This window comes from Paenibacillus foliorum (assembly GCF_013141765.1).
GTDB classification, from domain to species: Bacteria; Bacillota; Bacilli; order Paenibacillales; family NBRC-103111; genus Paenibacillus_S; species Paenibacillus_S foliorum.
On sequence record NZ_WHOD01000095.1, the window covers coordinates 32,434 to 47,904 of the forward strand.

Below are 15,471 nucleotides of genomic sequence, written 5' to 3' on the forward strand. Positions count from 1 at the left end.
TTCAAGGAATGTATTGCAACGCAATAAGGAGCCTGCCATTTGAACTTCAGTGGCAAGGCTCCTTATCGTTTGTATTAATAAAACTCATTAGTTTTTGAGCTTGAAATGCAGCAGCGTATGATCCCCCATGGACCAATGAGCAATATACATTTCGTCTCCGGCTATATAGAGGGCAAGCGGGCGTGCCTCCGTTACTTTTTGCCGACCCGTCCCGTCAATACTTATACGTTCAATAGGGTTTGAACCTGAGATACTACCAGAGCTGACAATCGTATAGTAAACCCAGCCGTTCCAGTAGGTCATACTCGAAAGCTGTGGTTTTTCGAACTCATACAAAGGAATATCAACGGATCCGTCCAGGCTCATTTTGTGTATTTGCTTGCGGTCACGAATGTAATATATCCAATCATCGACGACTATAAAGTCTGTCACATCATCTTGAAGTAACTCTTGCCCTGACCCATCCAAATTCATCGTATAGAGCTTTGTATGTTCGTCCTCTTTGGTCCGAAAGTAGATTCTTTCGTCAAGCACATATAAACCGAAGACCTTCGAATCGACAAGCAGTTTTTGTTCACTTGAGCCGTCCGTTTTCATCCGAAAGATCCCGGCAGCAGTTTGGTAAGCTCCTCGTATTTTGTCATTCTGTTCAACCAATTGAATATAGTACATCCACCCGTCTCGCACCCACAATGAGCTTGCAGCCGTTTGCGATACCATCACTCTGTCCGTCCCGTCGGTTCGGATTTTATAGATTGCATTCTGCTTGGAAGATTCAGTGGTGACGTAATACAGCCATTCTCCCACTACGTTGATAAACATTGCATTATCATCTGAAAGCTTTAACCGGTTGGAGTCATCCACGTTTGCTTTAACGAGACTGTGAGGCCCACCTGAGCTCTTTATAGGGTTCATATAGATCCAATCGCCCTTCGCGGCAAGCTGCCCCCCGTTTTTCAAATTAAATGAATCCCTTTGGATGAGCTTTTCCTGAATCGGCCTCTCGCATGACTGAATTTCATAACCGCGTAAATTATCCCAAGTAGTCTTCCAGGCGAACTCCTCTCTCGTATACCTCCATGTCATAGGAAAATAGGTAATATTGTTGTAAAACAAAACAGGATAAGGTTCCTTCGAATTATCAATTAAGGATCCATTTACCTTCACAGGAAAAGGGGGAAGAATAGCCGAGGTTGAACCGCTGCTGCTATTGGCCTGAGGTAAGAGTGTTTGCCTGAGGGGAGTGCAGCCTTTATTTTTATCCAGAATATCAATCGAAAGACCGGTCTGCTCATTCCAGGTAATGGACAAGCCGAGTGCGGACGTATAATCCCATGTCATAGGGAAATAAGTTATATCGCGATAAAGGAGGAGAGGATAAGCACTGTGTATCTGGTCTGTCTTCGTTTCATTGATATTAACTGGGAACGTCGGATACGATACTGGGTACATAGTAGACTCCGCTTGTGAAGCTGGAAGCGGCCCTCCTAACGCAAGTCCTGCTGTAATCGCTATAGTAATTGTCCATCGGGTGATAATAGTAAGCATGAAAGGTACTCCCTTCCGAATGTAATATATTACCATAATACTCTAGTGTAGATAAAGTTTAAACCATCAATATGCTATTGTGACTCCCAAGGTGGGGATACGATGTAACGCAATCCGATCTTTGTAGACTCAATGAAAAAGGAGCCTGCCACCTGTAATTCAGTGGCAAGGCTCCTTATCGTTGTATGGGTTCTATAGGAGGAACAGAGCAGCCGATATCGCTTATAGAGCTACGATTTGGCGCTGTTTTTGCTTGAAGTAAACCCATTCCTTGAAGCCGATTTCCTTCAGCCTCTTGGCTACCAAGTCCCAATCATCGCCGACGCGACCAGGGACGTGTGCATCGGAACCGAAGGTTACTCTGACACCGTAATGCAAAGCGCGCTCAAGGACAGCATCCACCGGATACCAGCCGCCGCAATCCTTGGTTTTGCCGGATGTGTTAATTTCAATAGCGATATCTTGTTCACCGATAATTTTCAAAGTACGGTCTACCGCATCAGTCGGAATATCGCTGAACGGTGTGTAATAAGCGCGCATCGCATCGATATGTCCGAGAATTTGGAACATGCCGCTGCGCGCCGACTGCTCGATCAGAGCGTAATACTGCTCCTTGTGCTCAATCTTTTCCTTGTCCGATAAACCTTTGAACCGTTTTTTATTAAAAATACTTACACCACCTGAGAGATGAACGGAGCCAATGATGTAGTCAAATGGATATTTCTCATAAATACTATTGTACAAGCTTGCATGCTCAGGGAAAAAATCAGATTCCACGCCGAGCAATACATCAATTTTACCGCTGTATTCCTGCTTGAGCTTGAGAACTTCCTCTACATAACGTGCAAATTCGCTCTTGGCCATGGCGATTCCCGGCTGCTCTTGCTCGACATTGCTTCCGAAATAGGGAGAATGATCGGAGATTCCAATCACCGATAAGCCGTGTCGGATTCCCGCTTCAACGTAATCGCGTATCGTTCCAACTGCATGTCCGCAGCGTTCATGATGAGTGTGCAAATCGAATTTCATAGTAAAAGTCACTCCGATCCAATAAATTGTATTTCCTGCATACCTTTGAGATCCAGTAAAAACTGATTCAGTGCTGAACTTAAATAACGGCCTGATTTGTAGACGACTCCAACCGGATGACTGATCTCAAGCTCATTGACTTTCACCATCTTTAATGTACCCAATCTTAACTCATTGGAAATAGAAAGCTTGGAAATAATTGCGGCTCCGAGGTTCAGCTCCACCATTCGTTTCACTTCCTCGCTGCTCGACAGCTCCATAACAATCTCCGGTGAGATGTACAGCTGCTTGAAGATTTGATCAACAAAACGGCGTCCGGCCGTTTCCGGCGACAGCATGATCAACGGAATATCATGCAGCTTCTCAATCGGCACATGGGCATAGCGGCTTAATGGGTGCTCAGGCGCCACTACCAGCTCAAAGGTATCATAATAAAGCACAGAGCTTTCAAGTGATGGATGCTTTTCAAACAGATAGGTGATACCTATATCAATCGTTCCGTTCTCTACACTCTGCATAATTTGTGAGGAGGTCATGGAATGGATTGTTGTTTTGATAAGCGGAAACTGGTTCTGAAAATAAGACAGCACACGCGGCAAAATTTGAATCGCAATCGATGTGGTGGTTCCTAAATGAATATGCCCCTGGGGGATTTGATTTAAATCAGCGAGACGCTGCTTCAGATCCTCAACAGTTTGCAGCACCAATTCCGCATGTTCCAAAAACACACGACCGCTATCAGTTAGCGTGACAGGCTGATTTCGATCAATCAGAACCGTCTTAAATTCATCCTCCAGGCTTTTAATCTGGGCAGAGACGGCAGGCTGGGTTAAATTCAGTAATTCGCCAGCTTTACGGAAACTCATAGTCTTGGAAATGGTCAACAATGTTTCCAATTGGTTTAGATTCATAGAACCCTCCTTTCCCCTTAAAGGGTGAGTGCTCAAAAAAAGCAGTCAAAATAGATATAATTTATCAACTTTACAAATAATATAAATACATTTTCTCAGATGAATTTATTATATGACACTTGGGGCTAGTGCGCAAACCTATTCCTTGAGCCTTAATATTAAAAAAATATTGGATTCTTATCCATTTGATGATTGTAATATACTCTAATTTGAGTATAATAATTTGAGGAAAATCAAATGGGAATGAGGATAAATCATGACAGAGAAAAAATCGAATGTGCGGTGGACGATAGTCGGTTTAATGCTAGGACTGCTGCTGGCGGCCTTGGATCAGACTATTGTGTCTACTGCTATGCCAACAATAGTAGGTGAATTGGGAGGCTTGGAACAGTTTGTTTGGGTCTTCTCAGCTTATCTTATTGCAAATGTAGTTTCTATGCCGATCTTCGGCAAGCTGTCGGATATGTACGGGAGAAAGCTGTTTTTCCTGCTAGGGCTTGCTGTCTTTATGATAGGCTCCGCGTTATGCGGAACCTCGCAGAACATGATTCAATTAATTATATACCGCGTCATTCAAGGAATCGGGGGAGGGGCCTTGATGCCGATTACGTTCACGATTGTATTCGACTTGTTTCCTCCAGAGAAGCGTGGAAAAATGCAGGGCTTGTTCGGTGCGGTATTTGGCATTTCCAGTGTGCTGGGTCCGTTAGCCGGTGCTTATTTTACAGATAATATTAACTGGAAATGGATATTTTATATCAATCTACCACTGGGCGTTATTTCCTTTTTACTGATTACCTTGTTTTATCGTCCTTCTCTTGCAAAAAATCCGAATCAAAGGATCGATTGGATGGGAACTATCACATTTGCTGCATCCATTCTTTGCTTGATGTTCGCCTTGGAGCTTGGAGGCAAAGAATTTGCTTGGAACTCAATTGAAAGCTATTCGCTGTTCACTGGCTTTGTGGCCCTGCTAGCCTTATTCTTATGGGTGGAAACAAAGGCAGTCAGCCCGGTTGTACCCTTGGGATTATTCCGCAACAAGCTGTTTACCGCGAGTATGGGAGTCAGCTTGTTCTACGGAGCGCTGATGATGTCGGCGGCTTCCTATATCCCGTTATTTATTCAAGGTGTGTATGAGGGATCAGCAACGAGCGCAGGTCAGGTGCTTACGCCGATGATGCTTGGGGTTGTGGTCAGCAGTATGTTTGGCGGCAAATTAATCGGTAAAACGTCCTACCGTAACATTTTATTAATTTCCAGCGCACTGCTGCTGATAGCGACATCGCTGCTTGGCACATTGTCCTACAACTCTCCCGAATGGATGAAAGAGCTGTATTCGATGTTTGGAGCAGTCGCTCCTTCATTGACACCGCGTTGGTTCGTTGTGGTGTACATGATCTTTTTAGGACTTGGAATCGGGATGTCTTTCCCTGTGACCTCTATGTCGTCGCTTCATAATGTAAGTGCCCAGTACCGGGGAGTAATTACTTCATTGGTTTCCTTTTTCCGTTCGATTGGTTCGGCAATTGGCATTACCGTGCTGGGAAGCGTGCAGGCTGCTGCATTAAAAACACGCATGACAGAGCTGCTGCCGAACTCAGGAATGGCGGAAAATCCGATCGATGCAAGGGCGCTCCTGCAGCCTGCAGTAAGAGCTGAAATGCCGCCGCAAGTATTGGAAAAGCTGACGTTAGGCTTAGCGGATTCAATCGGGTTTGTTTTTCAATGCACCATTTTTATGGCGGTTATCGCCTTGTTATTCGTGCTGCTTATGGGAAAGGCCAAGCTGGAAATTCCCGCTTATGCGAAGCAAAAAGCTTAGAGGTGGCTGACAATGTCTATGAAGCTCGTCATACTGGGCCTTTTAATGGAATGTGAAAGTCATCCTTACGTCATAAGGCAAAAGATGATAGAACGGGAAATGCATCATTTTGTAAAAATACGGGACGGTTCCTTGTACTATGCCATTGATACTTTGAAGAAAGACGGGTTTATTGAAACCGTTGAAAAGGTAAAGGACAGTGCGCGCCCTGACAGGACTATATATCGGATTACTCAGAGCGGTGAGCAACTCTTTCAGAAGCTGCTGCTGGAGCAATTCGAAAATCAAGCGCAGCTGTTTCATCCAATGGGACCGGCTTTAATTTTCTCTCTTTATGGGAATCAGGATGATATTTGCCGGATTTTGCTCAAAAAGCTGGAGGAGCAAAAGCTCCGGGTTCAGCAGATGAAGGATTTGTACGAGGAGCATGTGTCTATCGTACCGCGAGGTGTGCTGCATATGATGTGGGGGGCATACGAGCATGCTGAAACCCAGCTTCGTTGGCTGGAGCGGCTTACTAAGGATGCAGAAGCAGGACGCTTGAAGGAGCGCGGAGTTCCTTTGGATTTATAAGGAAATTTTTATAGAGGCTGTTCGAAGGTAAAAACTAAGAAGCTGACCTAATCTGCGCGAGCGCAGACTCAGGTCAGCTTCTTGTGTTGCGTACAGAATCACTTGTGAGCTGAGTTGAGCTTAGTTTAGCTTAGCTTAGTGGATGCTTCAGTTTCCTAACACTGCGATCATAAATACCAACCATCCGGCAAGGAAGGCCAAACCTCCAATTGGGGTGATGGCTCCGAGTTTTTTGATACCGGATAGACTGAGGGCATAGAGACTGCCTGAGAACAAGACGATGCCTGCAACAATCAACCAACCAGCTGTAATGATGAGAGACCCGTTCACAGACGGCAGATTGGACACAACTCCGATCAAAATCAGGCCAAGAGCATGCGCAATTTGATATTCAACACCTGTGTGGTACACCTTGAGCATTTCCGGTGACAGCCGCTTCTTCAAGGCATGTGCCCCGAAAGCGCCTAATGCAACGGAAATCAGCATATTCAAGCCTCCGAGCATAAATAATGTATTCAATTATGTCATCTCCTATGAATTTTCTTATGATCATGAGCCGGTTTCTCAGGCTCGCTCACGCCTTCGAGAGCATCCCAGCCAGCTCCATCAGCTGGCCGCACACAAGCTCCGGCCGGACGCCGGTCAGTTGCTGCTGCTCCTGCAGCGTGTCCCGGCTCACGAGGCCGGAAAGCACAAGCGCCGTGCGGCAGCCTGCAGCCAGGCCGCCCTGAATATCGGTCAGCAGATTGTCGCCGACCACCCAGATTTGCTCCAGCGGCAGCCCTAGTTTGCCGATGGCGTAGTTCATAATGATCGGCGATGGCTTGCCGATCACAACGGGCTTCGCCTGGCTGGCTCGCTCGATAGCAGCCCCGATAGAGCCTGCTCCCGGCTGCAGCTCGTTATTCCACGGAAGCAGATGATCGGGGTTCGTAAGCACCGATGTGGCCCCATTGCGTATATGCCGAACGGCTGTTGCAAGCTTCCCATAGTTAAAATCCCGATCTATCCCCTGCACTACATAATCCGGTGTCTTCAACTCATCATCAGAAATTACAGTGAAGTCGGCATCGTGCAGTGCTTGTCTTAATCCATTCTCTCCTACGGCGAATACACGTTTCCCGGATTGCTTTTCCTGCATGTAGAGAGCTGCAGCCTGAGAGGATGTAAGGACTTCACTTGGTTCAGCTTCAATACCGACTTTTCTTAAATGATCGGCTACTTGCTCCGGTGTTCGTGATGAATTGTTCGTTACATATAAATACGGATAGCCTTGTTTCCTCAGCCAACCAATAAACTCAGCCGCATACGGAATAGGCTTGTCTCCATGATACAAAGTCCCATCCAAATCGAGTAAAAATCCGAGCATTCCTTATCCTCCTCTAATGACCCCTCTTAATTGCAAGCATACACAAAACTCATTGTAACAAAAAAGTTGTGTCATCGGCTATTCATTGCAAAAAGTCCCTGTATTCGTCGCTATTTCATGCATTTCCACAGGGGTTATTAACCAAATTATTCGAATATCTGACACAAGAAAGCCGGGTATTGAATACAAATAACGAAATGACATATAAGATAAATTTATACAGAATGATAATTATACTTATAACATCGGACTAAAACCTAGGGTTTCTTATAATGTCTCTATAAAAACCATTTCGGAGGTATCGGAATCATGAAACTACTTGAATCCATTGAGCAAGCGTTTCGCAGCGTTACATGTCCTGCACCGCATGAATTAAAAGCAATAATTACTAGCCTGGAGCTCACATCAGAGAAGGTAACCCCACACATAGTGGAGCCTTCCTATTTACCTTATGGCCGGAGTGTGTTGTTCCAATCAGATGATATAGAGGTAATCCTGGTCCACCTGCCTCGAGGGCGTAAAACCCTAATTCACGATCATGGAGCATCTGTGGGGTGCGCATTTATTTTGGAAGGCCAGATGACTAACACGAGCTATCGGCTTGACGGTTACGGTTACGCCCAAGAATGTGGGGAAAGCACCTTAAAGCAGCATCAGTTTCTATATGCCCCTAAGGGACAAATTCATCAAATGAGCAACTCGGGTGAGGGACGTATGTTATCATTTCACGTATATGCCCCGAGATTAATGGGGATTAAGTCGTACCGTACTTACGAGGAAGTATTAGATTATGTGATTTAGGCAGCCGATTCAGCCGTTTGTTCATCCCTCACTTTCTTTCTGCGACACAGTTTACATTAGAGAGTAATCTGTGATACTATGGTAAAAATTTTCCGGTGGGGGACGCTATGAAGGCTATTGAAGCGATAGTTTTAGATTTGGATGGAACGCTGTTGGACAGCAATCGTCAAATAACGGATCGGAGCCTTCGCGCTGTATTGGATTGTTACGACCGTGGAATTCAAGTGATTATAGCAACCGCGCGTCCAGCAAGGTCCGTTCGTATGCTGCTGCCTGACGCGCTGCTGGATTTGGGCTGCATTATTTACTATAATGGTGCGCATACCGTTGACTCGGCCCACAGTATAGAGGATCGTGTATTGATCGATCAAGCAATCGTTTCCGAGCTTTATGAAGCGATGATGGCCGTAAGCTCTGAACAAATGGTAAGCTTTGAAGCACAGGATGCCATGTTCAGCAACTGTTCCTTAAGCGAGGAACAGAAGGTCATTCTGGGATTTCCAGATGGAGGTCCTGTGCCGATTGTATTAACCAAGGAGGAAATTCTTCGGCTTCATCCGGCTAAGCTGCTGTTGACTAATGAATATAACATTTATGCAGAGCTTGAGCGCAGATTCGCAGACCGTGTGAAGCTTATCTCAACGGACGGGAACAAGCTCATCCAGATTATGAGTGCTGTCGTATCCAAAGCGGCAGCACTGAAGCATGTATTGCAACGTAGAGGCATACTTCCGGAGCATGTGATGGTATTTGGTGATGATTACAACGATCTTGAGGTTTTTGAGCTTTGCGGGCACCCTGTTGCTATGGGGAATGCAATTGCCGAGCTGAAGAACATAGCGGCACTTATAACGGAGACAAATGACAGGGATGGCGTGGCCATAGTGCTTGAACAGCTAGCAGCGTTCCGTATTCAAACATGACAATTGCCGGACAGGCGCGTTAGGTAGAAAAGGGCAAATAGCCTATACTGAAGAGGCAAGCAATTCTGCTTAAGGAGTTGTTGGTCTCGTGAGCCGTATGAACGGTCAGGAAAAAAAGCTAGTCATTGTATGTGCAGTAATAACAGTAATCTTGCTGCTATCCATTTTGCGTAAATTGTTCAGTTAAGGCTTCATTACGGAATGTCGAGGCCCTCGAGCTCATAACTATGTAGTAACAGGAGCGATCCAGATTCAATTCAAGGGGGGGCTAGTCCGATGTCATTTTTTGAAAAAATGAAGCAAGGCGCATCCGATGCTGCAAAAAAAGCACAGCAAACGATGGAAATTACAAGGCTTCGCACACAAATTTCTTCCAAGGAAAAGGAACTGGAGAAAATCTTTACCTTGATTGGCGAATCCGTTTATAATGCCCACGCGGCAGGGGATTGGAAGAAATCGGAGCCGGACGTTACTGCTTACTGCCAACAAATTCAATTGCTTCGGCAGGATATTCAGATTATTGAATTGAAAATCAATGAAGCCAAGCATGAAAAGGTATGCCAGTGTGGTAAGGTTGTTGCCCGCGAAGTGAAGTTTTGCTCGGTTTGCGGCCATCAATTCGAAGAGCAGCGAGAACAAGCTGAGCAAGCAGAAACGGTGGTACACACGATCTGTCGCGTTTGTCGTACAACGAACGAGCCTGATGCGAAATTTTGCGTGAGCTGCGGTATTACGATGTGACTGTAACGACTGTTTGAAGCCATGGTACCTCTTTGAATAATTACCAATTTTTTCTTGTAATAGTTGACATGGCATGATAGTATATAACAATTAAGTGGGAGGGCTTCTAGGGATCCGACGGTGCAGTAAGGCCGGTTCGAACCAAGCGAAGCCGAGCGCGGACCAATGCGTCGCGTTACACCGTAGGGATAAAAGACCTCGAGCAAGTTCCGCCTTCCAAGGCGAACTTGCTCGAGGTCTTTTTTGCTTTAACACGGGAAAGGGGATCACATACAATGAGTGCAATACGAGTTGAAGGGTTAAGCAAATCATTCGCAGTAAAACAGAAGGCAAGCGGGCTGTTAGGCAGCGTGCAATCGCTTTTTAGGCCTCGTTATACCGAGAAATCGGCGGTACATAGCATTGATCTGAACGTAGAGCAGGGAGAAACTCTAGCGTTTCTCGGACCGAATGGAGCGGGCAAGTCGACCACGATCAAAATGCTCACGGGCATTTTGCATCCGTCCAGTGGCAGCGCACAGGTACTAGGTCTGTGCCCATGGACGGAGCGAAGCCGCTTAGCGTACCATATCGGTTCTGTGTTCGGGCAGAAATCGCAGCTGTGGTACCATCTGCCGCCAATAGACTCATTCGAGCTGATGAGTCGGATTTATGAGCTGAAGAGGGCGGATTATTACAGCCGCCGCGATGATTTGGTTCAGCGCTTCGAGCTGGAGCCGTATTTGCACACGCCAGAGCGCAAGCTGTCGCTTGGAGAGCGGATGAGGTGTGAGATAGCGGCCGCAATGCTTCATCGGCCTAAGATTGTATTCCTCGATGAGCCGACCATTGGGCTCGATGTTATCGTTAAGCACAGAATCCGCGAGCTGATTCTGGAGATGAACCGTGAGGAAGGCACCACGGTTTTCTTGACCTCACATGATGCGGGCGATATTGAGCAGCTGTGCAAGCGTGCTGTTGTAATCAACCATGGTCAGGTCATCCTGGATGATGAGGTTGAGCGAATGAAGCGGGACTTGCTTACCGCGAAGACCATACGCCTGCAGCTTCAGCAGCCTGGAGCTGCGTTCAGCTTCCCCGGCGTAGAAGTGCTGCAGCAGGACGCAAGCGCGATGAAGCTTTCCGTTGAAACGACGGTGGCCAGTATCGAGCAGGTGTTGGCCCATATCGTAGGCCATTACCGCGTTGTCGATGTGACTATTGAAGACCCGCCAATGGAGCAGATTATTACCCACATCTACGCTAAGGAATCAGGAATTCAGCGGGAGGAAGAGAGGGAGCTGTAATGCGTATAGATGCGGGTAACGAGAGTACATTTTCCGATGAGCCTCTAGTAATAAGGAATCAAGCCGGCTTCGACAAGCCGCAAGCTCCGCCCACTTCATTTTACGGAAAGCTGATCAAATATGGCGCTATAGGCAGGGTTACGCTGCGGAATCATTTTGCCTATGTATATGACTTCCTCATTCGTTCCATCTTTCTCATCATAATCATGTACATTTTTATGCAATTATGGCGTGTCACCTATCAAGGCGAAGGCTCGGCACTCATCGAAGGCTACAGCTACGAGCAGATAATCTGGTACATATTATTCGCAGAAGCTCTCACAACATCATTCCCAAGTCTAGCGACCAAAATAGAGGAGGAAGTAAAGAACGGAGATGTCGGCTACAAGCTGACCCGTCCTCTCAGCTATATCGGTTATCACTATGTAGGGTATGTCTCTGAAGTAAGCATCCGCTTATTGGTTAATGTGTGTATTGGTGGATTGCTTGGAGTTATGATGTTCGGATGGCCTTCATTCGGGTGGGGCTGGGTAGAGTTCTTGATAGTTTCCTGTGGGGCGGTGACGATTAATTTCTTACTAAACATGGTACTGGCGTTATGCTCATTTTGGGTGGAGGAAACCAGGGGACTAGAGTTCGTATACCATAAAATGCTGTTCACAATAGGCGGTATGTTGATGCCGCTTGAGCTATTTCCACAGCAGCTGCAGGACGTCTGCCGGTGGCTGCCATTTCAAACCGTACTCTATTTTCCTGCCAAAACGATGGTACGATGGGCCGATGTGCAATTGCTCTCGATGCTTCTGACCCAAGCAGTATGGATTGCGTTACTGGCTGCGGTTGTCGGGCTTATGTATGGGAGAGGTGTGAGGAAGCTGAACGTAAATGGAGGATAGTGAGAAGGGGGAGAATTCGAATGATGAATAAAGGGATAGGACTCATTGCCTTCGTCTGGAGCTGCTGGAAGCTGAATCTGGCAGGAGCGATGGAATTCCGCATGAGTTTTCTGCTGACCGCTGGAATGATGGTAGTAAACAATACGGTTTGGATTTTGTTCTGGGGACTTTATTTCGAACGATTTCAAGTCGTGAATGGATGGTCGCTGCAGGATGTCATGATGATGTGGTCTGTAAGCGCGGGCGGATTCGGTTTGTCGGCTGTACTGTTCGGCAACGCATATCGTCTGGCTTCTCTTATTGCAGCAGGGCAGCTGGATATTTACCTGTCGCAACCCAAACCAGTGCTGCTTCATATTCTAATAAGCCGTATGTCAGTTTCAGCTATAGGTGATGTATTATTCGCAGTAATCTTGTATGGATTGTTTGGCGACTGCTCGGCTATTGGGCTGCTCAAATTTGCGCTTGCTTTGCTTATTACTATGTTGATCTTCATGTTTTTTGTCATTATTTTTCAGTCTCTTGCTTTCTTTTTGGGTAATGCGGAAGGATTGAGCCAGCAGATGTTTAATGGGCTGCTTGCCTTTTCAACTTATCCGACAGGCATTTTTACCGGTTGGGGTAAGCTGCTTCTATTTACGGTAATTCCCGCAGGCTTCATCAGCTATATGCCGATTGGCTTGCTGCGATCGGTTGAACCCTTATTTTTAGCGAAAGCAGTCGGTGTGGCGGTATTGCTGACCTGTGGCGGCACGGCGTTCTTTTACTACGGATTAAAACGTTACAGCTCCGGCAACATGATGGGAGTTCGAAATTGAAATGAAACTTTTGCTCCCCTAAACACGTCTACCAAATGTGGGAAAAAATGTTTAGGAAGAGGTTGGAAATGACTGCAAGCACAAAGTATTCGTATAAAGCTAACAAGGTGCTAGTACACCAAGAATCATTACACAAGTCTGTGCTCTACTGGCTATTTCTTTTGTTCATCGGGTTGTTTTTATTTGGCTGCTTGTTTCAAACAGCCCTCTTTTACGGCTATTCCGTGCAGTATGAGCTGCCGTTGAGTTCTGCCCTAATCGCTGCGGGGGTTATGATGTTTTTGTTAAGCATTCATTACTTTTACCGTTGGAAGCTGGAGAACGTTACGGATTTGCTGACCTTAGGAATATGGAGCATCCCAGCCATTTATTTCATAGCTTCCTTTCAGGCAGCTTCCGGCCATTATGCGATGCTAATGGTAATGCTGAATGTGATGTATGCCACTTTCTTTGCACTGGCTGCCGTTGTTACGAAGCAGAGGCAGGGAGCACAATGGGTGCAGTACGGGATCGTATTTGCCGGTTATGCAGCCGTCTTCTACTGTTTTATGAACATGTTCGGCAACGCTTATTACAAAGATGCGGTTATGTTGTCGGGTGAGGGGCTGCGTTTAACCTCCGTCTTTCAATATGCTAATGCGTATGCAGCGTATTTGTTGGCGCTGCTGCTGTCAGCTCTGTGGCTTTTGATGAACTCCCGCAGATGGTACATGATTTTACTGCATGGGAGTATGGTGGTGCCGCTTCTGCTGTCGTTTTTCCTGACGCTTTCCCGTGGTGGCCTCGTGATGCTTCCAGTCATATTGCTGGCTATTCTTCCTTTCTATAGGTTAGTCCGGCAAATTAGCTTTTTTCTTTATTTGGCTGTTGGTTCTGCCGGTGCATTGCTGATTGCCGAGCCGATCAGAAAGATTACAACTAGCTTGTTCGAACAGGTTGCCGGCAGAAATCCGATGAATCCTAATACCGTCAGCTTGTTTGATCCGCAATCGTTGAAGGGATGGTGTATGGTAGGCTCTATCTCCATCATTGCCGGTCTAGCCATTCTTCTAAGCGAACGTTATCTAGTTCCAAGGCTGGAACAAATAATGCTGAAAATTAGTGAATATCGCTTCGCAAACCTGTTTATTCCTATCGCGATGATTGTCTTTGGGCTGCTAGCTTTACTCCTTATTTCTGAAAATAATGGGATAGTAAAGCTGCTTCCCTCTGAGCTGCAAAAACGTGTGCTATCCATTAACTTTCAACAGCACAGTGTGTTGGAACGGCTGACGATGTACAAGGACTCGTTAAAAATAGTCGAGGATTATCCTGTCACCGGAGCAGGAGGAGGAGCTTGGACTACTTTATACCAGCAGTATCAAAACAATCCTTATATCGTCAAGCAAGTTCACAACTTTTTTCTGCAATATTTGGTTGAAACAGGCTTGCTAGGCTTCTTGGCTCTTGTTGTATTGCTTGTTTCGGTTTATGGGTTATATGCGCTGCAATTTTTCAAACAGAATGAGGATAGAGGACATTACCAGGTTTTTTACTTGATTTCAGTATCTATTTTGCTCCATAGCCTGCTTGATTTTGAGATGAGCTACGCTTATTTGGCTGCTGTTGTATTTCTTTGTTTAGGAGGATTGTCAGCTGGAATCAAGCAAACACTGGCAAGCCGTAAGATGGGCTGGATTCCACATTTGAATAAAGGTGTATTCCGATTTATTTATCCAGTTGTAATGGGTTTGCTTTCTATTGTTGTTATTTTTGTTGCGGTAAAAGAACTTCAAGGAAATCATTATTACAATCAAGCTGTGGCTAAGCTGGATTCGCCAGCAAATTTAAGCATGGAGGAAATATTCGAACCGTTGGAAGCGGCGATCCGCTCGTCACCGGCACATCCCGATTATTTAATTTTGAAATTACAGCTGCTTTATCAGGCATACAGTCAATCTAAGGATGTTCGGTATGAGCAGGAAGCCAAGAAAATAGTAACTTTGCTTAACAGCAAGGAGCCCTATAATAAACCAGTATTGGAGATTGAATATAATCAGAATGTTTCAGCCGGCAAATTAAATGAAGCATTGAAATTAACAGAACGCAGCTTAAAGCAGGTGACTTGGGGGCTTAATGTTAATCAAGGAGGGCCCAATTGGTATGATCGTGCAGTTGCCTTGAACTATGAACTTGGCAATAGAGCGTTGACCGGCAATCAGACAGAGGCGAATGTTAAGCATTGGAATCAGGCCATGGATTGGTATCGGTTGGTTGTATCTAAGAAAGAGTCGCTAAAGAGTCTCCCGAATGGACAACTTCAAGGAGAGCCATTCGAAGTTACACCAGGTACATCGTTAATTATTGGACAGTTGAACTATTCCAGACATAATTATAAGGAAGCAGTTGAGGCTCTACATAGAAATGTGAACGATCAGACGGACACTCCTGTAACGAAACTTATTGTCAGATGGTATTTGGCAGCACTTCAAAAGCAGGGACAAACTGATCTGCCGATTTACGAAGCTTTCGTTCTGAAGCATCCGGAGGAAAGAGCTGAAATAACTAAGCTGGCAAGCGGAGCGCCTTAGATCTATGAACAGAATGATTGAATTTATTACCAATTAATGGATTAGGGTCGTCTTGCGGGAATCAGATCCTCCAACAATTATTCGGCGAATCATCGTTTAATTGGCAGCCTTGTTTTTTTAATAAAGGTATACTTATTCGACATATTTAGGTATAATGTAGCAATAATGAGACCTACAAATC

The 15,471-nt window shown here is 45.7% G+C and carries 14 protein-coding genes; 9 read left to right on the forward strand and 5 right to left on the reverse strand.

Annotation, left to right across the window (positions count from 1 at the left end):
* Positions 1-87 precede the first annotated feature (87 nt).
* The 3 genes from GC093_RS24195 to GC093_RS24205 all read right to left on the reverse strand — a co-directional run bounded on the left by GC093_RS24195 (position 88) and on the right by GC093_RS24205 (position 3,488).
* Complete coding sequence (locus GC093_RS24195; protein ID WP_171654484.1) at positions 88-1,548, reverse strand: DUF5050 domain-containing protein; 1,461 nt, start codon at positions 1,546-1,548, stop codon at positions 88-90.
* Between the two features lie 222 nt (positions 1,549-1,770).
* Entirely contained in the window at positions 1,771-2,577 is an 807-nt protein-coding gene (locus GC093_RS24200; RefSeq protein ID WP_171654485.1) for a histidinol-phosphatase, read from the reverse strand.
* An 8-nt stretch (positions 2,578-2,585) separates the two neighbouring features.
* Complete coding sequence (locus GC093_RS24205; protein ID WP_171654486.1) at positions 2,586-3,488, reverse strand: LysR family transcriptional regulator; 903 nt, start codon at positions 3,486-3,488, stop codon at positions 2,586-2,588.
* 256 nt (positions 3,489-3,744) lie between these two features.
* Between GC093_RS24205 and GC093_RS24210 the strand changes: the two genes are divergently transcribed.
* Positions 3,745-5,313: an MDR family MFS transporter gene (locus GC093_RS24210; protein ID WP_171654487.1), complete on the forward strand. Its 1,569-nt coding sequence runs from the start codon at positions 3,745-3,747 to the stop codon at positions 5,311-5,313.
* A gap of 12 nt (positions 5,314-5,325) precedes the next feature.
* Positions 5,326-5,886, forward strand: coding sequence for a PadR family transcriptional regulator (locus tag GC093_RS24215; protein ID WP_171654488.1), 561 nt, complete (start codon positions 5,326-5,328; stop codon positions 5,884-5,886).
* Positions 5,887-6,033: 147 nt separating this feature from the next.
* On the opposite strand, the gene GC093_RS24220 is transcribed toward GC093_RS24215, so the two are convergent.
* Both GC093_RS24220 and GC093_RS24225 read right to left on the reverse strand, forming a co-directional pair.
* Positions 6,034-6,405 (reverse strand): DUF423 domain-containing protein, encoded by a 372-nt coding sequence (locus GC093_RS24220; protein ID WP_171654489.1) that lies wholly within the window; start codon positions 6,403-6,405, stop codon positions 6,034-6,036.
* 55 nt (positions 6,406-6,460) lie between these two features.
* The gene (locus GC093_RS24225) at positions 6,461-7,255 is read right to left on the reverse strand and encodes an HAD-IIA family hydrolase (protein WP_171654490.1); all 795 of its coding nucleotides are present in this window, start codon (positions 7,253-7,255) and stop codon (positions 6,461-6,463) included.
* A gap of 309 nt (positions 7,256-7,564) precedes the next feature.
* Between GC093_RS24225 and GC093_RS24230 the strand changes: the two genes are divergently transcribed.
* The 7 genes from GC093_RS24230 to GC093_RS24260 all read left to right on the forward strand — a co-directional run bounded on the left by GC093_RS24230 (position 7,565) and on the right by GC093_RS24260 (position 15,290).
* Positions 7,565-8,056, forward strand: coding sequence for a cysteine dioxygenase (locus GC093_RS24230; protein ID WP_171654491.1), 492 nt, complete (start codon positions 7,565-7,567; stop codon positions 8,054-8,056).
* A 107-nt stretch (positions 8,057-8,163) separates the two neighbouring features.
* Positions 8,164-8,979, forward strand: a complete 816-nt coding sequence (locus GC093_RS24235; RefSeq protein WP_171654492.1) for an HAD family hydrolase — start codon at positions 8,164-8,166, stop codon at positions 8,977-8,979.
* Positions 8,980-9,255: 276 nt separating this feature from the next.
* Entirely contained in the window at positions 9,256-9,720 is a 465-nt protein-coding gene (locus GC093_RS24240) for a zinc ribbon domain-containing protein (RefSeq protein ID WP_171654493.1), read from the forward strand.
* Between the two features lie 275 nt (positions 9,721-9,995).
* On the forward strand, positions 9,996-11,006 hold the full coding sequence (locus tag GC093_RS24245) for an ABC transporter ATP-binding protein (RefSeq protein ID WP_171654494.1): 1,011 nt from the start codon (positions 9,996-9,998) through the stop codon (positions 11,004-11,006).
* The gene (locus GC093_RS24250) at positions 11,006-11,902 is read left to right on the forward strand and encodes an ABC transporter permease (RefSeq protein ID WP_171654495.1); all 897 of its coding nucleotides are present in this window, start codon (positions 11,006-11,008) and stop codon (positions 11,900-11,902) included. Before GC093_RS24245 ends, GC093_RS24250 begins: the two co-directional genes overlap by 1 nt.
* Positions 11,903-11,922: 20 nt before the next feature.
* Positions 11,923-12,720, forward strand: a complete 798-nt coding sequence (locus GC093_RS24255; protein WP_171654496.1) for an ABC transporter permease — start codon at positions 11,923-11,925, stop codon at positions 12,718-12,720.
* A gap of 68 nt (positions 12,721-12,788) precedes the next feature.
* The gene (locus GC093_RS24260) at positions 12,789-15,290 is read left to right on the forward strand and encodes an O-antigen ligase family protein (protein WP_171654497.1); all 2,502 of its coding nucleotides are present in this window, start codon (positions 12,789-12,791) and stop codon (positions 15,288-15,290) included.
* Positions 15,291-15,471: the final 181 nt, after the last annotated feature.

What these genes read in the sequence shown, in the direction of transcription:
- GC093_RS24240 (WP_171654493.1), top strand. Translation starts at nt 9,256, where the DNA reads ATGTCATTTTTTGAAAAAATGAAGCAAGGCGCATCCGATGCTGCAAAA.
- GC093_RS24260 (WP_171654497.1), top strand. Translation starts at nt 12,789, where the DNA reads ATGACTGCAAGCACAAAGTATTCGTATAAAGCTAACAAGGTGCTAGTA.
- GC093_RS24235 (WP_171654492.1), top strand. Translation starts at nt 8,164, where the DNA reads ATGAAGGCTATTGAAGCGATAGTTTTAGATTTGGATGGAACGCTGTTG.
- GC093_RS24210 (WP_171654487.1), top strand. Translation starts at nt 3,745, where the DNA reads ATGACAGAGAAAAAATCGAATGTGCGGTGGACGATAGTCGGTTTAATG.
- GC093_RS24255 (WP_171654496.1), top strand. Translation starts at nt 11,923, where the DNA reads ATGATGAATAAAGGGATAGGACTCATTGCCTTCGTCTGGAGCTGCTGG.
- GC093_RS24225 (WP_171654490.1), bottom strand. Translation starts at nt 7,255, where the DNA reads ATGCTCGGATTTTTACTCGATTTGGATGGGACTTTGTATCATGGAGAC.
- GC093_RS24195 (WP_171654484.1), bottom strand. Translation starts at nt 1,548, where the DNA reads ATGCTTACTATTATCACCCGATGGACAATTACTATAGCGATTACAGCA.
- GC093_RS24245 (WP_171654494.1), top strand. Translation starts at nt 9,996, where the DNA reads ATGAGTGCAATACGAGTTGAAGGGTTAAGCAAATCATTCGCAGTAAAA.
- GC093_RS24205 (WP_171654486.1), bottom strand. Translation starts at nt 3,488, where the DNA reads ATGAATCTAAACCAATTGGAAACATTGTTGACCATTTCCAAGACTATG.
- GC093_RS24200 (WP_171654485.1), bottom strand. Translation starts at nt 2,577, where the DNA reads ATGAAATTCGATTTGCACACTCATCATGAACGCTGCGGACATGCAGTT.
- GC093_RS24230 (WP_171654491.1), top strand. Translation starts at nt 7,565, where the DNA reads ATGAAACTACTTGAATCCATTGAGCAAGCGTTTCGCAGCGTTACATGT.
- GC093_RS24250 (WP_171654495.1), top strand. Translation starts at nt 11,006, where the DNA reads ATGCGTATAGATGCGGGTAACGAGAGTACATTTTCCGATGAGCCTCTA.
- GC093_RS24215 (WP_171654488.1), top strand. Translation starts at nt 5,326, where the DNA reads ATGTCTATGAAGCTCGTCATACTGGGCCTTTTAATGGAATGTGAAAGT.